Origin of the sequence: Shewanella sp. 10N.286.52.C2, from assembly GCF_002874545.1 — a bacterium.
GTDB lineage: Bacteria > Pseudomonadota > Gammaproteobacteria > Enterobacterales > Shewanellaceae > Shewanella.
In genome coordinates, this window is the sequence record NZ_MCTV01000013.1 from 68,196 (window position 1) to 87,750 (window position 19,555).

At 42.0% G+C, this 19,555-nt stretch carries 16 protein-coding genes, 4 tRNA genes and 1 pseudogene; 15 read left to right on the plus strand and 6 right to left on the minus strand.

Annotated features, from left to right (window positions below):
* Positions 1–98: 98 nt before the first annotated feature.
* Positions 99–1,025 carry a D-2-hydroxyacid dehydrogenase gene (locus BCU94_RS06205; RefSeq protein WP_102475904.1) on the minus strand — a complete coding sequence of 309 codons (927 nt, stop codon included), beginning with the start codon at positions 1,023–1,025 and terminating at the stop codon, positions 99–101.
* A 35-nt stretch (positions 1,026–1,060) separates the two neighbouring features.
* Here BCU94_RS06205 and BCU94_RS06210 point away from each other — a divergent pair, with 35 nt between their 5' ends.
* Entirely contained in the window at positions 1,061–1,393 is a 333-nt protein-coding gene (locus BCU94_RS06210) for a DUF3392 domain-containing protein (RefSeq protein WP_102475905.1), read from the plus strand.
* 32 nt (positions 1,394–1,425) lie between these two features.
* On the opposite strand, the gene BCU94_RS06215 is transcribed toward BCU94_RS06210, so the two are convergent.
* The 5 genes from BCU94_RS06215 to rsgA form a co-directional block, all read right to left on the minus strand.
* Positions 1,426–2,169, minus strand: a complete 744-nt coding sequence (locus BCU94_RS06215; protein ID WP_102439942.1) for a glycerophosphodiester phosphodiesterase — start codon at positions 2,167–2,169, stop codon at positions 1,426–1,428.
* A gap of 4 nt (positions 2,170–2,173) precedes the next feature.
* Positions 2,174–5,377 (minus strand): mechanosensitive ion channel domain-containing protein, encoded by a 3,204-nt coding sequence (locus BCU94_RS06220; RefSeq protein ID WP_102475906.1) that lies wholly within the window; start codon positions 5,375–5,377, stop codon positions 2,174–2,176.
* Between the two features lie 52 nt (positions 5,378–5,429).
* Complete coding sequence (locus BCU94_RS06225) at positions 5,430–6,320, minus strand: DMT family transporter (RefSeq protein ID WP_241904962.1); 891 nt, start codon at positions 6,318–6,320, stop codon at positions 5,430–5,432.
* 35 nt (positions 6,321–6,355) lie between these two features.
* Positions 6,356–7,216 (minus strand): archaetidylserine decarboxylase, encoded by an 861-nt coding sequence (gene asd, locus BCU94_RS06230; protein WP_102439940.1) that lies wholly within the window; start codon positions 7,214–7,216, stop codon positions 6,356–6,358.
* A 66-nt stretch (positions 7,217–7,282) separates the two neighbouring features.
* Positions 7,283–8,338, minus strand: a complete 1,056-nt coding sequence (gene rsgA / locus BCU94_RS06235) for a small ribosomal subunit biogenesis GTPase RsgA (RefSeq protein ID WP_102439939.1) — start codon at positions 8,336–8,338, stop codon at positions 7,283–7,285.
* Between the two features lie 113 nt (positions 8,339–8,451).
* Between rsgA and orn the strand changes: the two genes are divergently transcribed.
* The 14 genes and pseudogenes from orn (at position 8,452) to hflC (ending at position 19,437) form a co-directional block, all read left to right on the plus strand.
* Positions 8,452–8,997, plus strand: coding sequence for an oligoribonuclease (orn, locus tag BCU94_RS06240; RefSeq protein WP_102439938.1), 546 nt, complete (start codon positions 8,452–8,454; stop codon positions 8,995–8,997).
* Positions 8,998–9,125: 128 nt separating this feature from the next.
* A tRNA-Gly gene (locus tag BCU94_RS06245) sits at positions 9,126–9,201 on the plus strand.
* 92 nt (positions 9,202–9,293) lie between these two features.
* A tRNA-Gly gene (locus BCU94_RS06250) sits at positions 9,294–9,369 on the plus strand.
* Positions 9,370–9,459: 90 nt separating this feature from the next.
* Positions 9,460–9,535, plus strand: a tRNA-Gly gene (locus BCU94_RS06255).
* A 30-nt stretch (positions 9,536–9,565) separates the two neighbouring features.
* Positions 9,566–9,641 (plus strand) — tRNA-Gly (locus BCU94_RS06260).
* Positions 9,642–10,331: 690 nt separating this feature from the next.
* Entirely contained in the window at positions 10,332–10,787 is a 456-nt protein-coding gene (locus BCU94_RS06265; RefSeq protein WP_102439937.1) for a hypothetical protein, read from the plus strand.
* 168 nt (positions 10,788–10,955) lie between these two features.
* Positions 10,956–11,417, plus strand: a complete 462-nt coding sequence (gene tsaE, locus BCU94_RS06270) for a tRNA (adenosine(37)-N6)-threonylcarbamoyltransferase complex ATPase subunit type 1 TsaE (protein WP_102439936.1) — start codon at positions 10,956–10,958, stop codon at positions 11,415–11,417.
* A 78-nt stretch (positions 11,418–11,495) separates the two neighbouring features.
* Positions 11,496–12,800, plus strand: coding sequence for an N-acetylmuramoyl-L-alanine amidase (locus BCU94_RS06275; protein ID WP_102475939.1), 1,305 nt, complete (start codon positions 11,496–11,498; stop codon positions 12,798–12,800).
* A gap of 3 nt (positions 12,801–12,803) precedes the next feature.
* Entirely contained in the window at positions 12,804–14,729 is a 1,926-nt protein-coding gene (mutL, locus tag BCU94_RS06280; protein WP_102475907.1) for a DNA mismatch repair endonuclease MutL, read from the plus strand.
* A 1-nt stretch (position 14,730) separates the two neighbouring features.
* Positions 14,731–15,657, plus strand: coding sequence for a tRNA (adenosine(37)-N6)-dimethylallyltransferase MiaA (gene miaA / locus BCU94_RS06285; RefSeq protein ID WP_102475908.1), 927 nt, complete (start codon positions 14,731–14,733; stop codon positions 15,655–15,657).
* Between the two features lie 96 nt (positions 15,658–15,753).
* Positions 15,754–16,020, plus strand: coding sequence for an RNA chaperone Hfq (gene hfq / locus BCU94_RS06290; RefSeq protein ID WP_102439933.1), 267 nt, complete (start codon positions 15,754–15,756; stop codon positions 16,018–16,020).
* Between the two features lie 19 nt (positions 16,021–16,039).
* Positions 16,040–17,358: pseudogene (gene hflX, locus BCU94_RS06295) on the plus strand (ribosome rescue GTPase HflX).
* A 33-nt stretch (positions 17,359–17,391) separates the two neighbouring features.
* A complete protein-coding gene (hflK, locus tag BCU94_RS06300) occupies positions 17,392–18,543 on the plus strand; it encodes an FtsH protease activity modulator HflK (RefSeq protein ID WP_102439931.1) in 1,152 nt (383 codons plus the stop codon).
* Between the two features lie 3 nt (positions 18,544–18,546).
* Positions 18,547–19,437, plus strand: a complete 891-nt coding sequence (gene hflC, locus BCU94_RS06305) for a protease modulator HflC (protein WP_102439930.1) — start codon at positions 18,547–18,549, stop codon at positions 19,435–19,437.
* Positions 19,438–19,555 lie beyond the last annotated feature (118 nt).

Here is a 19,555-nt window from a genome sequence, read left to right on the forward strand (position 1 = left end):
AGAGGGGGTTACTTTTATTCAATATCAGCTCATCCATGAGATTTAAATTACAGTATGACTTAATTGTTAGGCATTATGCTGGCGGTTAATAATAAAGATTAATAGCCCTTAAAAAAATCGACCAGATGCTTTAAAGGTTGCTGTGTTGTCCATAAATGGAAGTTTTCAACGAACACTTCTACCACTTGTTCAGGAAAGCTTGGGGCGGCAATATGGGGGGTGATAATGGCATTAGGGCAATGCCAAATAGGGTGGTCTGCGGGCAATGGCTCTTGATTAAAGACATCAAGGATTGCGTTTTGTTGTGACTTATTAAGTAATTGCGCAGCTAAGGCATCTAAATCGAGCACATTTCCGCGGCCAAGGTTGAACAGCACACATTCATCAGGTAGTAATGCCAGCATGGTTTTGCTTAATAGATTCTCAGTTTCTAAGGTGCTAGGTAGCGTACTGGCGATGGTGTGTGCACTAGGCAAATAGTTAGCTAAGTGCTCAATAGTATCAACATGGTCAAAATGCGCCTTTGGCTCGCCGCTACGACTCAGGCCGGTAACCGTCATGCCGAAATGCTTCGCCGTTTTAGCAATATGCTGGGCAATCGAGCCGGTACCGAGTAACAGTAAGCCTTGGCCTTGTAAGGTTCTGTAGCTACCAGGGATCCATTGCTTATGTTGCTGCTGTTGTTTATATTTTGCATGCTCTCGCTGGTGGGCAAGTAAATAACCAAATAAATATTCACTCATCAAAGGGCCAAAAATCCCTTTGATATTGGTTAGGACGTAATCCCGTCTTTGTCTTGATCCTGTTAGGCGATCAACACCAGCAAAAGTGGATTGCATCCAAGTTAAGTTGCCAGCTAAGTTAAGTAATGGCGCCGCAAGATGTGGCTCTGCAAACCAGATGTTAGCCTCAGTGATACTGCTGGGTGCATCCCCAAGAATGGTAAGATCCCTGAGGTGATGAGCTGCTAATAATTGACGAAATTTATCGTTATCTTGGGTTAACAATAATAACTTGTGCGCCATAAAATCCCCGTAAGCTGATTAAATTGAGGTTGTTAATGAGTCAAATCATAGCATTTATCGCCAAACTTGGCGCAATGCTTCATCCGTGGATGAGTGAAATTGCCACTGCGTTAGTGGCCTGTTGTATTGTGGTGTTTGCCACCGATATTAATCGGGTATTACGCAAGGCGTTATCGGGTCAGGGCTTTTTTGTCCGAACTTGGGTATTTGTACTGGTGAATGCTTTTGGTTACGGCTTAGCGATTGTCAGCGTTAGCCCGTGGTTAGCGAGGCAACTTAAATCGATGCCCTCGCAGTGGATGCTGTTACTGCTACTGGTGGCATTTTTTGCTGTTGGCGCTTGGGCGCAACGAAACAGGCAAGTTTAACGGTGTCACTTGCCTGTTGCTTTAGGGGGTATTTAGCCAAAGCATAAATGGTGGTCAGTTGCTTGAGAATCAGTGTCTTGTTGATTTAATTGCTGGATTACAGCGGCGGCTTTATCGGGATAGTTACTGAATATCCCATCTACGCCAATGGCGTTCAAAGCTTGAATGTCTTCGGCATTATCGACGGTGTAGACATAAATTTTAGCGCCGCGTTGATGGGCATCATTGACCATTTTATGGGTGACAAAATGTATATCAACATGGATAGAATAGGCATCAAGGGCTGATACTGATTCAGCATAGTTTAGCGGCACGCCCGCTAAAATGGGTGCCACTCTAGCATGGGGGAGATGTTGTTTAACCTCGAGTAAGTAAGGCTGATTAAATGATGAGATCAGTAGCTGATCTGGGCTAAAGCCAAGCTGCTCAATCATGTCGTTATAGCAAGCAATAAGAGGCGCGGCGGTGTGATAGCCTTTAAGCTCAATATTGACAATACAGCGACCTTTAATCAGGCCCATGACTTGCCATAGCGTCGGTAGTTTATGCTGCTTAATAGTCACATTATTGATAGTGTCTAAGCTACTTAGATGCACTAACCCTTGTCCTGAGGTTTTGGTTTCTAGGCGGCGATCATGAAATACAATCAGTTGCCCTTCCACATTATAAACATCAAGTTCAATGGCACTAACCTTTAACGCCAGTGCTTTTTCCATTGCCGCAAGGGTGTTTTCTACTTCATAACCACTCGCACCGCGGTGAGCAAAAATCAGCATTTATTTAACCTTTGATAATTTTATTAAATTCACGACTCTGACCATTATTGATATGGATTTCCATTTGTGGGTACGCCAATTCAACTTGGTTTTCTTTTAGTTTTTTACAAATACGTTTGTGAAGGTTATGCCTTAAGGGCCAACGATCGTTCATGTCTTTAGCATAGGATCTGACTTCATAATCTTGGGTGTGCTGGCCAAAACCTGCAAACCAGACTTCAGGCTCAGGGAAGGTCAATGATAAGTCACATTCTCTTACTGCTTGATGGAGTAAGGCTTCAACTTTTGATGGATCTGCATCACGCTGCACTGACACATAAACGATAACTCGGGTAATAGGATCAGATAACGACCAGTTGACCAGTTGTTCTGTAATAAAGGCTTTATTGGGGACAATAATCTCTTTTCTGTCCCAATCGACAATGGTTGTGGCTCGAATTTCAATTTTGCTGACGGTGCCGGTTAAGTCGCGAATGGTCACCGTATCGCCTATTCGAATCGGTTTTTCAAATAAGATAATCAAACCAGAAATAAAGTTAGCAAAAATTTCTTGTAAGCCAAAACCAAGGCCCACCGATAGCGCTGCAACAAGCCATTGTAATTTCGACCATTCAACCCCGACGGTGGAAAACCCGATTAACATGCCAAGAAATACCACCACGTAACTACTTACGGTGGTGATAGCAAACCCTGTACCTGGCGATAGCTCTAATCGTTGTAAAATGGTCAGCTCTAGTAAACCCGGCAGATTTTTAGCAATCATGGCGGAAAAGCCAACGGTGATAAAGGCAAACAGAATTGACTTTAAGGTGATCGGAATTTGCTGCTCTATACCGTTAACTACCGAATGGGTGCTCCATAAGGTAATGCCATCAAGGAAAGAAAACAGTGCAGTATGGGTTTGAGAAATAAGCCCAAGTAAACTAGCAAAAAAGGCTAAAATCAGTAGCGAACGTACTAACCCCAGCGACTGACTCGAGATAGTTTCCAGGTCGACTTTGGGCTCTTCATAGTTTTCAGAGACATCGGGGGTATTATTTAGTTCGCCACGCTCACGTTGCGCCAGTCTTTCTGCTCGTTTGGTTTTAGCGCGATCAAAGGCAATTAAACGGCGCTCGATTAGCATCCAACGCTTTAGTAGTTGGTACAACAATAAAAAGCCTAAGCCTAGCAATAAGGCTAATTGCAGCTGCAGTAATACTTGAAAGGCACTAAAATAGTAACCTATTAGGGCGAAAACAATGCTGGCGCAAGGCACTGTGATTAAAAATGCCCAAATGACTTTATGGAGTAATTTCATGTTCTTGCCATCATTGGCGTTGGCACGAAAATCATTAATAAAGGCATATAAATCTTTATATAGCATCAATAGCGAGATGGTGAATAAGAAAAATGCCAAACGACCAATACTGTTACGAATAAGCGAGCTATCAAGGGCTTCAGTAAAACCGATAATGCCAATTAATGGCCAGCTTAAGACAATAAAGCGCAGGGTTTTTTCTTGAAGGCGCCTAATTAAGGTTTCAGGTCTTCTAAAGTGACAGACTAAAATGCCATTATCACAGGCAAGTAATGCAAAGACTCGGTACACCAAGTAGCTGCCACCCACAGATAACACGCCAACCCCAATTGCATGCACCAAGTTCAGTTCTGAGGCAAATAAAATCCATCCAGCAAGTAGTACCGGTAATGGTTTTACTAGCGAATAACATAAACTTAGCGCTAAGGTTTTAGCGGTGTATTTGAATTTATCTTGGGTTACGTTACCCACATATTGACCATAATGTTCAATGGTTCTATTAAATTTAGGCGTCAATAAATCCTGGGCCATTAAGCACAATATCAAGGTGATCACCCACCAAGCCCAATATATATTTTGCTCTGCCCACGCTTGTTTAAGCAGTTGCCCTTGTTGGGTTTGCATCATCCATACGGTGGCATTCTTTAAGTCAATAAGCCACAAACCGGATATTGCCGCCGCATTGGGAACCCAAAATAAATGTTCATTGAGGGTGTTTTTAAGATCAAGATAAATCTGTGTTAGCTGCTCATAACTATTGCGCAGTTTAGCTTGCTCATTGAGGTATACATCATAGCTTTGTACTACTTGTTCGATTAGGCTTTGCTGAGAGGTAAGTAATTTTACTTGGGTATTATTAAGATACTTCTGATTGCTCAATTGTTGCTTATTTAACGCTTTTTGTTGCTCAGCCTGATAACGCTTTAGGCGTGAGTCAGCAACGGATGCCAGTAATTTATCTTGGTTTGTCGGCTTAGGTAAGGACTGCAGCATCTGTAAAAAACGGTCGCCAAATGCAGAGTTAGTTTCTACCCAGGTGATTTGCTCCTCAACATTAGCCAGCTGTAGCGCATGGGATTGGTATTGTTTCTCTGCTTTTTCTTGCAACTCGATGGTGTCTGAAATGGCATTATTTATACGGATTAATTCGTCAGCATACTGCTGATTTTGTGCGCTTATCTCTTGCGAGGCTTCATCGGCAAGTTGTTGCTCATCAATCAGGTTGTTGGCAATGGTATTGGCGGCTTTTTGTTGGCGATATTGATTGTTTTTTTGGTTTAACTGCTCAATTAATCGCTCTTGCTGGGCATGCTCTAAGCGCAAAAGCTGTAATTGCAGTTGCACGATTTGTTTTTGTTTAGGACCACTGGAGAGCTCAGAAGATAAGGTTGCGATATGTTGCTCAAGTAACTCAGCTTGTAAGCTTTGCAGCTTGCCTAAAGGGGTATCCAAAGGCGCTTGTCGGGCACGCTTATGCTGATTTAAGGCTTCTTTGGCTTGGCGTATTAAGGTGGGTAAGGCTGTTTGTCTTTTATTAAGCTCAACTAACTGCAAGCTTAAATCATTTTCGGATTGTTTTTGCTCTGATAAATGGTAGTAAGCCATTGAGGCTTGTTGGCTAATATCAACATCGTCATTGATGATGATTGGCGCTGCGGGCTGATTGATTTTTGCAGTAATGCTGTTGATTGTGCCAGCACTTGTCGACTCAAGATCATCATAGCTTTGGGCTTCATTACGCAGCCTTGTGATACTTTGCTGGACATTGTCTATTTGAGTTGGAATGTCCACAACCGCGATTGTATTGGTATTTTTAGCAAAGCCCAAGCGCTTGTCTAACTGCAGCGGAGAGGTTGCAGAGGCAGTAAAAGAAATAATACAGAACAATAAAACCGCAATACGTATCATAGTTGGATGATTACTTAAGAGGGACTAATACAATGGTAACAAAAACCTGAGTTTACGCTTTATTTTTTTTATGATTTTGCTGAGTTTCGAAAATTGCGGTGGCTAAGATAATCAACCCTCCCACAGTGGTAGTGACATTGACTTGCTCATTTAACAATAGCAAGGCTAATACCGTGCCATAAAAGGGCTGCAGACATGAGACGAGTCCGACAGTTTTAGCGCTTAATTGACGCAGCGCTGAGGCAAATAAGGCGTGGGGGGCAGCGGTAAAAAATACCCCTAAAATGACAATTGTTGTCCACATTTCAGACTTGATAGTATCTAATTCCACTTCTAACCACGGGCTTAACACGACTACAGCTACGAATGTTTGATAAAACATAGCCTGAGGGCCGCTATAACCACTGAAGTAGCGTTTATGGAGCAAATTGCGGCCAGTGAATAACGCAGCAGATAAAATACCTGTAGCAATGCCTAAGGTGACATCATTTTCGAGGTTGGCCTCGGGAATAAGTAACATCACTCCGATTAATACCACTAAACCTGAAATAACATCCACTAATTTAAGCCGTGTGTTATTGACTAGCGGCTCTATAAGCACAGTCATGACGGGGTAGGTGAAAAAAGCAATCATGCCAATGGCAACTGATGACAGTTGCATTGAGGCGAAATAGGTCACCCAATGCAAGCTAACAAGAATACCGAGGCCTAGGGCGACTAAGTAATGTTTGAATTGCTGTAATTGTAGCTTTTTCTTGCTTAATTTGACGATACAGCCAAGTGCAAAAAAGGCGATAACACAACGCAGTACTGTGATGTCTAGCGCATTGAGGGGGATAATTTTAGAAAATAGTGCAGTACCGCCAAATAGCAGTACTGCGATATGCAATTGAATTAACCCTGAGTTTGGATTCGATCCTTTGAAAGCGCCTGTTGGCATCATACTCGTTCAACTAACCATGTTGTGGGCAATAACGATTACTTTAAATGAGCGAAGGCTTGACCCATGCGTGTGGTTTGCGTTGGCTCAACGCCTTCGGCAAAGCTTTCAATAGCGTCTTGAGCAAATAACATTACTACGGTAGAGCCTAACTTAAAGCGGCCCATTTCGGCGCCTTTTTCTAACGTCAGTGCTTCAGGACCTTCAGTTGGGTAATCCCATGTGAAGACTTGCTTACCACAAGGCGGGGTCACTGTGCCTGCCCAAACAGTTTCAATACTTGCCACAATCGTTGCGCCAACTAATACCATGGCAAGTGGGCCTACTTCAGTTTCAAAAATAGCGACAACACGTTCGTTACGGGCAAATAGCCCTGGTACATTTTGCGCAGTTAACGGGTTAACCGAAAACAAATCACCAGGAATATAAGTCATTTTCGACAAGGTGCCAGTGATTGGCATGTGAATTCGGTGATAATCTTTGGGTGCTAAATAAATCGTTGCAAACTCGCCATCATTAAAACGTTCAGCATCTTTAATCTGACCGCCTAACAGGGCTAAGGTGGTGTAGTCATGGCCTTTTGCTTGGACAATTTTGCCAGCTTGTACTGGACCACATTGACTTACTGCGCCATCAACAGGGTGAGCGACTGTTTTCGCATCTTCAACAATTGGGCGAAGACCCGGTTTTAATGCGCGGGTAAAAAAGGCATTAAATGTTTTATAGGCTTCAGGTTCACTTTGAGCCGCTTCAGACATATCTATTTTATACTGCTTGATGAACCATCGAATACCTGCAGTGGTGATTGCGCCAGCTTCAGCGGCAGCAAGTTTACCCACAAGACGTGAAAGTAAGTGTTTAGGTAAGATGTATTGCAAAGCAATTTTAACAGAGTCCAATTGAATACCCTTTTGAGTTGTTGAGGTTGTTATAATATAACAGTTAATATTTGTACGTCAGCGACGTTACTCGTCAGCGGCGCGGAAGTGGCGAGCATGTCGCTGTTCATCTAGGCTGGCAATAATGCGCTGGTAATTACTAAATCTATCTTGGGTTATTTTCCCATCAGCTAGCGCCGCTTGCAAGGCGCAACCTGGATCATCACCATGTTTGCAGTCTCTAAACTTACAGGTACCGATGTAATCTCTAAATTCAATAAAGCACCAGCCTACGCGCGGGGCAGGTAAGTGCCATAGCGCAAACTCTCGTACACCTGGAGAGTCAATTAAGTCGCCGCCACTTTGAAAGTGAAGTAACTTTGCCGTCGTTGTAGTGTGCTGACCTAGGCCTGAGTTATTGGATACATCGCCAATTGCTAGCTCTGCATCAGGCATCAGTGCATTAATCAGCGATGATTTACCTACACCTGATTGCCCTGCAAATACGCTAATTTTATCAGCAAGTAAGGCTTTTATTTGATCAACACCTTCACCAGTATGGCTACTGACCATATAGACGGGGTAACCAATCTGGCGGTAACGCTCTAATGCCACTTCGACTTCTTCACGATTGTCATCGGTTAATAAATCCATTTTATTAAGAATGATGACTGGTGGAATATCGGTGTCTTCAGCGGCAACCAAGTAGCGGTCAATAATTTGGGTGGTAAAGCTGGGTAAAATCGACGATACAATCAAAATTTGATCAATATTGGCAGCAATGATTTTTACGCCATCATATAAATCTGGACGAGTTAGCGACGAAATCCGTGGATGAACCGCTTCAACAATGCCCCCAATACCACGATCGGTTTCATTGGCAAGGCGCACTAGCACTTTATCACCGGTTACAAGGCTAGTGATATTACGGCGAATATTACAACGGGCGACAGTGCCATCTTCGGTTTCAATATCAGCATGCTGACCGAAACGTGAAATAACAATACCCTGCTGTTCAGGCCCTAGTAGACTATCCTGTAACTCGTTAGCAGAATCTTGTGTGTCTTTGCGTTTTAGGCGCTTACTCTGATTGTCGCGCATTCTGCGCTTTTGACCTTGGCTAAGTGGTTTCTTTTTACTCACAGGCTAATCTTCATTAATTTGGTGTTTTTGTGTCGCTTAAAAAAACAGTATGATACACCCTCTTTAATAAAAAAGCCTGAATTATGGGCTTTTGACAGAATAAGGCAGATATTATGGCTGTAAACTCAAGCAATCTAATTTGGGTTGATTTAGAAATGACGGGTCTAGAACCTAGCGTCGATCGTGTAATTGAAATTGCCACTATTGTGACAGATCAAGAGTTAAACGTATTAGCCCAAGGCCCTGTGGTTGCGATTCATCAATCAGATGAAGTGTTAGCCGGTATGGATGAATGGAATCAAACTCACCATGGACAATCAGGTTTAATTGATCGCGTAAAGGCGAGTTCATACACTGAAGAAGATGCCATTAGACAGACGATTGCCTTTTTAGAGCAGTATGTGCCAAAAGGTGCGTCACCTATGTGTGGCAATACCATTGGCCAAGATCGCCGCTTTTTGAACAAGTACATGTTGGAGCTGGAAGAGTTCTTCCATTATCGCAATATTGATGTCAGTACGATTAAAGAGCTTACCAAGCGCTGGAAACCGGAAGTGATGGATGGGCTGACTAAGAAGAATACCCACCAAGCTTTAGAAGATATCAAAGAATCTATCGAAGAATTGCAGTTTTATCGCCGCGAAGTATTTAAAATTTAACCGATCAGACTTTTTTTTTGAAATAAGGGTTGCAGTGTAGTGAATATTACATATAATGCGGCCTCAACTTTTTACAGTAAGAGTCATTACTGCAAGAGGTTGAAGTTTGAAAGTTGAAACACCAAAATGCGACATTAGCTCAGTTGGTAGAGCGATACCTTGCCAAGGTATAGGTCATCAGTTCGAACCTGATATGTCGCTCCAATTTTCAAATTAAAATTTATGTGCGACATTAGCTCAGTTGGCTCTGGTTCAAACGATACCTTGCCAAATGTTTTGATAAAGCATTAAGTGATGCGACATTAGCTCAGTTGGTAGAGCGATACCTTGCCAAGGTATAGGTCATCAGTTCGAACCTGATATGTCGCTCCAAATTTTAAAATTGATTTGATATGCGACATTAGCTCAGTTGGCAGGTTGAAAGACGATACCTTGCTAAGTGAATTAAAAAAGCAAATAGATGCGACATTAGCTCAGTTGGTAGAGCGATACCTTGCCAAGGTATAGGTCATCAGTTCGAACCTGATATGTCGCTCCAATTTCAAAAGCTTCAAAATAAAATTGATATGCGACATTAGCTCAGTTGGTAGAGCGATACCTTGCCAAGGTATAGGTCATCAGTTCGAACCTGATATGTCGCTCCAATTTCTCATCTTAAGAAAATCATTCCTTTCAAATAAAAAAATAAACCCACTCTTAGCTCAGTTGTGCTTTTAGAAATAGTGATACCTTTTTTATTGCCAAGGTATAGGTCATCAGTTCGAACCACTTTTGATGAACAGACAGGTCGCTCCAATTTCTCATCTTAAGAAAATCATTCCTTTCAAATAAAAAAATAAACCCACTCTTAGCTCAGTTGTGCTTTTAGAAATAGTGATACCTTTTTTATTGCCAAGGTATAGGTCATCAGTTCGAACCACTTTTTATGAACAGACAGGTCGCTCCAATTTCTCATCTTAAGAAAATCATTCCTTTCAAATAAAAATAAACCCACTCTTAGCTCAGTTGTGCTTTTAGAAATAGTGATACCTTTTTAATTGGCAAGGTATAGGTCATCAGTTCGAACCACTTTTTATGAACAGACAGGTCGCTGCAGTTTCTCCCTGCGTTCAAAATGTCTCGGTTTACCCCCCCCCCGCTTGCACAATATTTATGCATTGTTTAGGGTGCTGTAGCTGGGTGTTGTTTCATTGTTGCTAAATTACTTGTTTTTTATATGCAAAATATGAACTCGCTCAAATATTCTCAACTTTTTTTCAACCATAATAAATACAAGCTTTTACAATCTTATTTTTACTGACCGCCAAAGGGCGGTGACAGATGGAGTGTTTATTATGCGTATCCAACAATTAAGTGAAGTGCTTGAGTTCATTGCCAAGTCACGCTTAGACATGGGTCAGCTTTATGGCCGACTACACCGCAATGCAGACTCTACAAGAGTAAAAATGATGTTGGAATATCTACAGCAACACCAACAGCATGTGCATGACAGTATTGAAAATTATATTGATGAAGCACCAAAGCGTATGCTTGAAACTTGGTATAAAGACATCACCTTCGAAGACTTTGAAAAACGCTGCCAAGACTCGACTCTAGCAGCCAATATGAGTGAAGATGATGTACTCGAGATGCATCTTGATTTAGAAAACCGTTTGATTGGTTTTTTAGAAAAAACCGCTAACAGCACTGAGGTCACTGAAATCAAAGATGCTTTATTAGATTTAGTTCGAGTGGAGAAAACCCAGCAGAAACGTATGGTACATAGCGCATTACGGATGGAAGATATCTAAAATCCGGTTTTCCAGCGTCAATTTTATGTTAATATTTATATATAGAGCCAGCTATCAAGCTGGCTTTATTTTTTTAGGCCATCAAATAGCGCAATAGGCTAAGAGGTTAGTATTCTCAGCTATATTGCAGTTTTATATGATTAATCTCCCAAGTGCTGGTAAGTTAACATGACTTCGATTAAAAAATATCTTAAAGATGAGCAAGCAACGATTGATCTTGGTGTTGAATTATCTTTGTGGGTTTCAGCCCCATTAGTGATTTATTTAACTGGTGATCTCGGTGCAGGTAAAACCACCTTAAGCCGTGGTTTGATCCAAAGTTTAGGTCATGATGGCAATGTAAAGAGTCCAACCTATACCCTAGTTGAGCCCTATGAGCTCAAGGGAATGCAAATTTATCATTTTGACTTATATCGTTTGCTTGATCCTGAAGAGCTTGAATTTATGGGGATCCGCGATTACTTTACTGATAACACTATTAGTATTATCGAGTGGCCAGATAGAGGGCATGGCTTATTACCTGAAGCCGATGTTGCCATTCATTTAAGCTATGACGGAGAGCAACGACAGGTGGAGCTCACTGGCATGACAGGAGCTGGTAATCAGCTTGTCGCTAAGCTTTATAACTAATTAGTTCATAATAAGCTTTAAAAACAAACGCTAGTAAGCATAAGTCAATTAACTAAAATAATAATGACCCTAGAAAAAATGACACGATTTATAATCTTCATATTTTTATTATTCTGCTCCTTACAGGTTGCAGCTAATAAACTTGAAAGTGTGCGAATTTGGGATGCCCCGCAATCAACCCGAGTGGTATTTGATTTGTCTTCGGCACCTGATTATAGCTATTTTGTGCTAACAAACCCCCAGCGTTTGGTTATCGACTTAAAACAAGCTTCAACCAATGTGAAGCTTGCTGATATTGCTAAAGACAGCAAGTTGATCAAAAAAGTGCGTATTAGTTCCCCTCCCAAAAAAGGCACTTTACGTGTGGTGCTTGATTTAAACTCACCAGCAAAGCCGAATTTGTTTGCCCTGACACCGACAGCCCCTTACGGTAATCGTTTAGTGGTCGATTTAGATAACTCTGCCAGTAAAAGTGCAGCGGTACAGTCGGTGGTGCACACTAGCAAGCGCTCTACCGATGTGATTGTCGCTATCGATGCAGGCCATGGCGGCGAAGATCCTGGTTCAATCGGCCCCAAAGGCACCTATGAGAAAAAGATTGTACTTGAGATCTCCAAACGTCTTGCACGAGAAATTAATAAAACACCAGGAATGAAAGCGGTGATGACCCGCACTGGCGATTATTTTGTCAATTTAAATCAACGCTCGGAACTGGCTAGAAATAGTCGAGCTGATTTACTGATTTCTATTCATGCAGATGCATTTACGTCACCACAACCTAATGGGGCATCGGTATGGGTATTATCAAAGCGCCGTGCCAATACCGAGATTGGTCGCGTATTTGAGGATAAAGAAAAGCATTCCGAGCTATTAGGTGGCGTTGGAGACATAATTCAAAACTCCGATAGTGAACAGTATCTTGTGATGACCCTAATCGATATGTCGATGGACCATTCTTTGGCTGAAAGTCATCATATTGCCAGTGATGTATTATCAGGTTTAGGTAAAGTGACTAAACTACATAAGAGTAAACCAGAGCATGCGAGCTTTGCTGTTTTAAAGTCGACTGATATTCCCTCTATTTTGGTGGAAACTGGTTTTATCTCTAACCCTAGAGAAGAAGGGTTATTGTTAAATGGTAACCATCAACAAAAGTTAGCTAATGCGATCCATAAAGGTGTGCTGAAATATTTTGCCGCTAACCCACCTTCAGGCACCTTATTGGCGAAACAGAGTAACACTAAGCATACAGTAAGAAGTGGCGAATCTTTATCGGTTATTGCCCAGCGATATAAAGTCAGCATAGCCAGTATTCGAAAAACCAACAACCTTAAATCAGATGTCCTACGGATAGGCCAAAAGCTGGTTATTCCAAGAGCGTAAATTATGGCTATTCAAATTTTACCACCACAGCTTGCTAACCAAATTGCTGCCGGCGAAGTGGTTGAGCGTCCTGCATCTGTAGTTAAAGAGTTGGTTGAAAATAGCCTTGATGCTGGCGCAACCCGGGTGGATATCGAAATCGACAAAGGTGGCAGTAAGCTCATTAAAATTAGGGACAATGGTAAAGGCATTTCAAAGGAAGAGTTAGCCTTAGCCTTATCTCGTCACGCGACCTCAAAAGTACACTCCCTTGATGACTTAGAAGCCATTTTAAGTTTTGGTTTTAGAGGCGAGGCCTTAGCCAGTATTAGCTCTGTCTCCCGTTTAAGCCTAACATCAAAACCTGCTGAGCAAACTGAAGCGTGGCAAGCCTACGCTGCAGGCTCGCAAATGGACGTTAAAGTGACGCCCGCTGCGCACCCTAAGGGCACTACCATTGAAGTGGTGGATTTATTCTTTAATACCCCTGCCAGACGACGCTTTTTGAAAAGTGATAAAACCGAATTCACCCATATTGATGAATGGTTAAAACGCATTGCCATCGCCAGAACCGATGTGCATTTTACCTTAACCCATAATGGTAAGTTGGCGCGTCAATATCGAGCGGCCAATACTGAAATTCAATACAAACAGCGTCTTGGGCAAATTTGTGGTCGGGCTTTTGCCGAGCATGCTCTGCACCTAGAATGCCAGCATGATGGCTTGATATTATCGGGTTATTTGCAGTCACCAAATGACTTACAACCGACTGATAGCTGCTATTTTTATGTCAATGGCCGTTTAGTGCGAGACCGATTAGTTAACCATGCGGTAAAGCAGGCATTTGGTCAGTTTCAAGTTCAGCATCAACCGGGTTATGTGTTGATGCTTGAGCTGGATCCGCATCAGGTTGATGTCAATGTACATCCAGCAAAGCATGAAGTGCGTTTTCATCAAAGCCGATTAGTGCATGACTTTATTTTACAGGCATTGCAGTCTGTTTTAGCGCAAATACCTGAATTAGATCTCGGTATAGCTAACAAACCTACAGGCGCGCAAACTGGTATTGGCGAGGAAATTGGTCATTCATCAGAGGCAGAAATAAGCAATTGGCAGCAAGTAAGTCAAGACATGCCGCAAAGTCGGGGATCTGCCACTCAATTACATCAACCTAGAGAGTTATCGAGCAGCCGCTTTGGCAGCATGTCGGTGCCAGCGCAGGGCTATCAACACCAAAGCCATCAACCACAGCATAATGCAGCTACCGGAAGCACAGGAGCTACAAGCAGTGGCAATAATCCCTATAGCGGTGGTAGAACAGCTGACACGGTAGAAGTAACCCCAACGGCTATCGCTAATTATGGACAATTACTGCAAACCCAAGCTGGAAATTCTTCATTAACGCAAATTAATGAGACAAATCTGTCTGCGCATATCACTATGCCGTCTATTGTTGATGGTCGCTTCTGGGTGATGGTTACAGGTCAGCAGATTTTATTAGTTGATATCGCGCAAGTTTCTATTTTTGTTACAAAATTAGAGATACAGGCTAAAATAACAACAGGGCTTGTGGGTCAGCCATTATTAATGCCGGTTTCAATTGAAGCCGATGTTGACTGGAAAATTATCCTTGAAGAGCGAGAGCAGTTATTACGTAGGTTAGGATTAACCCTTTCAATCCGCTACCAACAGTTGATAATTAAGAATGTGCCCCCATATCTCAGAGATACCCAATTAGCTGTGTTGATCCCAGAATTATTAGATTGGATTAAATTAGAGCAGCCATCGGATGAAGCGTTGGCGTTGTGGATGGCAAAACAGCAAGCAAATCATTTTTCAGCCGCAGCTGAAGTGTGGCTTCAATATAGCCAATTAACCGCAGAGCAGCAGCAAATGCAGTTATCAAAGGCGAAATCATTGCCATGGCAATCCTGGTTAGAAGAGAATTAATGTGAACCAACTCAAACAGCCCAAAGTATTGTTTTTAATGGGGCCAACCGCTTCAGGAAAAACGGCTTTAGCAATTGAAATGGCCCAGCAGCATAATTGTGAAATTATCTCTGTTGATTCGGCATTAATCTATCGTCAAATGGATATTGGCTCAGCCAAACCTGATGCCGATGAGCTAGCCTTAGCGCCTCATCGTTTAATTGACATTCTCGACCCCAGTGAAAGTTACTCTGCGGCAGATTTTCGTCGCGATGCATTAATTGAAATAGAAGATATAATTAATCGTGGTAAGACCCCTTTATTGGTAGGGGGGACTATGATGTACTTTAAGGCATTGCTTGAAGGCTTGTCACCGTTACCTGCTGCAGATGAGCAGATCAGAGCGCAAATTATGCAAGAGGCAGAAGAGCAAGGTTGGGATGCATTACATCAACAACTTTGCCAAGTTGATGCCACAGCAGGGGCAAGAATTCATCCTAATGATCCCCAGCGGCTATCTCGCGCTCTAGAAGTATACAGAATTACGGGTAAATCGATGACTGAGCTAACGGCAACAAAGTCAGCGCCGTTACCCTATGATGTGATGCAATTTGCGATAGCGCCACATGAGAGAAAAGTATTACATGAATTGATCGCAAAAAGATTTAAACTAATGATGCAAAATGGTTTTATCGACGAAGTTCAACGATTAAAAGATCGCAAAGACTTACATTTAGATATGCCATCTATGCGTTGTGTCGGCTACCGACAGTGTTGGCAGTACCTCGATGGTGAATTTGACTACGAGACTTTAATAGAAAAAGGCACCGCTGCCACTAGGCAATTAGCCAAACGTCAATTAACATGGTTAAGAAGTTGGCCCGAGTTACATTGGCTTGAAAGTGGCGCCGAAGGAAATTTAGTTACACTTATGCAACATTCTAGCTAGCTAATTAGCTGTTGCTGTATAATACTAAAACTAAACAATAAAACATTCTTCAAAAATTCAAAAAATTTATTTTGAAAATAAAAAAAGGAAATTGAAATGGCTAAGGGGCAATCTTTACAAGACCCATTTTTAAACGCTTTGCGTCGTGAACGTGTACCAGTCTCTATCTATTTAGTGAATGGTATTAAACTACAAGGTCAAGTTGAGTCATTCGACCAATTCGTTATCTTGTTAAAAAATACAGTAAGCCAAATGGTTTACAAGCACGCTATTTCAACTGTTGTACCAGCACGCCCATTTAATGTGGCTGCACAAGGTACTCAGAGCTATACCCCAAATGATGAAGCACCTGCATCAGAATAATATTTAAGGAGTTTACTACTTGTTTGATCGCTATGAAGCGGGTGAAACCGCAGTACTTGTTCACATTGACTTTTCTGACGACGAGCGTAGAGAAGACATTACAGAGTTACAATTATTAGTCGAATCAGCAGGAGTACGCTCTGTTGGTGTTATTACTGGAAGTCGGCGTTCACCAGATCGAAAGTTTTTTGTTGGGTCGGGAAAGTAGAAGAGCTTGCAGCTATGGTTGCAGCTACAGAAGCTAAAGTGGTGATTTTTAATCATGCACTGAGTCCAGCTCAGGAAAGAAATTTAGAACAGATCTGTCAATGCCGAGTGTTAGACAGAACAACGCTGATTTTAGATATTTTTGCTCAAAGAGCGAGAACACACGAAGGTAAGTTGCAAGTGGAGCTAGCGCAATTGCGCCACATGTCGACGCGCCTTATTCGTGGTTGGACTCACTTGGAGAGACAAAAAGGTGGTATTGGTATGCGTGGCCCGGGTGAAACCCAGCTCGAAACCGATAGACGTTTACTTCGTGGACGGATTAAAAGTATTAATCGCCGACTTGATAAAGTAGACAAACAACGTGAACAAAGTCGACGTTCACGAAAGCGCAGTGACTTATCCACTGTGTCATTGGTGGGTTACACCAATGCGGGAAAATCGACCTTGTTTAATGCGTTAACCGCCTCAGAAGTTTATGCCGCAGATCAATTGTTCGCCACACTTGATCCTACTCTGCGTAAATTGAATTTACCTGACGGAGCAGTTATTTTAGCTGATACAGTTGGGTTTATTCGTCATTTACCTCACGACTTAGTCGCAGCATTTAAAGCAACCTTGCAAGAAACACGTCAAGCTGATCTGTTATTGCATATTGTTGATTGTGCTGATGAGAATATGACGGAGAATTTCGATCAAGTTCAAAATGTGCTTGAAGAAATTGAAGCAGATACTATTCCACAATTGGTCGTTTGTAATAAAATCGACTTATTGGAAGATTTTGTGCCTCGCATCGATTACGACGATGAAGGTAAGCCAGAGCGAGTCTGGGTATCTGCACAAAAACAAATTGGATTTGAATTGCTCTTGCAGGCTATCAACGAGTTAATCGGTGAAGTCATTATAGAGCAGACATTGAAAATTCCAGCTACGGCTGGACATTATCTTGGCCAGTTTTATCGACTGGACGCGATACAGCAGAAAGAGTACGACGATCTGGGGAACTGTATTTTGTCTGTTCGTTTATCGGATGCCAATTGGCGCCGATTAACAAAACAGAGTCAAGGCGAATTAGAGACGTTTATATTTGAGGATTCTTCTGAAGAATCAGACGTAGACGTTATTTGCTAATATCATTTATTTCATCCACTTATGGAGTGCTAAATGGCTTGGAATGAGCCCGGTAACAAGGGAAAAGACCCTTGGGGAAACAAAAACAGTAACGACAAAGGCCCACCAGATCTAGACGAAGTATTTCGTAACCTTTCAAAGCGCTTCGGCGGTGGTAAAGGTGGTTCAGGTGGATCTTCTAGCCCTTCTTTTAACCCAATGAGCCTTATTGTAGTTTTGGTGATTGGTTTAATTATTTGGGGTGGTTCAGGCTTTTATACCATTAAAGAGGCAGAGCGAGGCGTAACCTTACGTTTTGGTCAGCATTCTGGTGAAGTTGGTCCTGGTTTACATTGGAAAGCAACTTTTATTGATGAAGTGTTTCCGGTAAACATTAAAGCAGTGCGCTCTATTCCTGCATCAGGCAGCATGTTAACGGCTGATGAAAACTTAGTGAAAGTGGAACTTGATGTTCAGTATCGAGTGGATGATGCTTATTCTTACTTGTTTAGTGCAGTTGATGCAAATGAGAGTTTGAGTGAAGCAACAGACAGTGCGCTTCGTTATGTGATTGGGCATAACACTATGGATGACATTTTGACTACTGGTCGTGATGCTATTCGTCGTGATACTTGGGCTGAACTTGAGCGTATTCTTGAGCCGTATAAGCTTGGTTTATCAATTCAAGATGTCAACTTCTTACCAGCGCGTCCGCCTGAAGAAGTGAAAGATGCATTTGATGATGCTATTTCTGCACAAGAAGATGAACAGCGTTTCATTCGCGAAGCAGAAGCTTATGCGCGTGAAATTGAGCCTAAAGCACGTGGTCAGGTTGAGCGTATGGCGCAACAGGCTAGCGCGTATAAGCAACGTGAAGTCTTAGAAGCTCAAGGTAAGGTTGCTCGTTTCGAAAAACTTTTGCCTGAGTATCAAATGGCACCAGAAGTGACCCGTAAACGTTTATACCTTAATGCGATGCAAGAGGTCATGGCAGATACTAACAAGGTACTAATTGATACTAAAAACAATGGTAATTTAATGTATTTACCATTAGACAAAATGATGGGTAATCAAGCTAAAACTATGCCTGCAGAGCCAGTTGTTGAAACGCATGTGAACACGCCTTCAAATAATTCGCTTACGTCTTCTATGCCAGTTGATGGACGTCAGACTCGTGAGTCTCGTTCACGCCAAGGGAGGGACTAACTCATGGGTAGAATAGGACTGATTGTTCTGGTAATCATTTTAGGTGTTGGTTTTTCATCTGTTATGGTCGTTAACGAAGGTGAACGTGCTATCGTTTCTCGCTTTGGTGAGATCTTAAAAGATAACGTTGAAGGTCAACCTGTCACGCGTGTATTTGCACCAGGTTTACACTTTAAAATTCCAGCAATAGATAAAGTAAAATATCTAGATGCGCGAATTCAGACCTTAGATGGCGCTGCAGATCGTTTTGTTACTTCAGAGAAAAAAGACCTTATGGTTGACTCTTATGTTAAGTGGCGTATTAGCGATTTTGAAAAGTTTTACCTGTCCACTGGTGGCGGTAATGTTGCAACAGCTGAAAGCCTGTTACAGCGTAAAATCAACAATGACTTACGCACAGAGTTTGGTCGTCGTACTATTAAAGAAATTGTTTCAGGTGAACGTGATGAGTTGCAGATTAATGCACTTGAAAACGCATCTGAAAGCTCACAAGATCTTGGTATCGATGTGGTTGATGTGCGCGTTAAGCAAATCAACTTACCTGCCAACGTAAGTAGCAGTATCTTCCAGCGTATGCGTGCTGAACGTCAAGCTGTAGCAAAAGAGCATCGTGCACAGGGTAAAGAGCAATCTGAAATCATCCGTGCAACTATTGATGCTAACGTGACAGTTAAAGTGGCTGAAGCAGAACGTAAAGCATTAACGGTTCGTGGTGAAGGTGATGCATTATCTGCGAAGATTTATGCTGATGCTTATAACAAAGATGCTGAGTTTTATGGTTTCTTAAGAAGTCTTGAAGCTTACAAGGCGAGTTTCGCTGGCAATAGTGATGTTATGGTTTTAGAACCTGACAGTGATTTCTTCAAATACATGAAATCTATCGATGGTAAATAAGCCAACATTTCATTAATTGAAATTTAGCGTTAATTAAAAACCCGGTTTATACCGGGTTTTTTGCGTTTTGAGATTGTGCAGCGAAATAAATTGAATTTCTGCCAGTTGATACCATTAA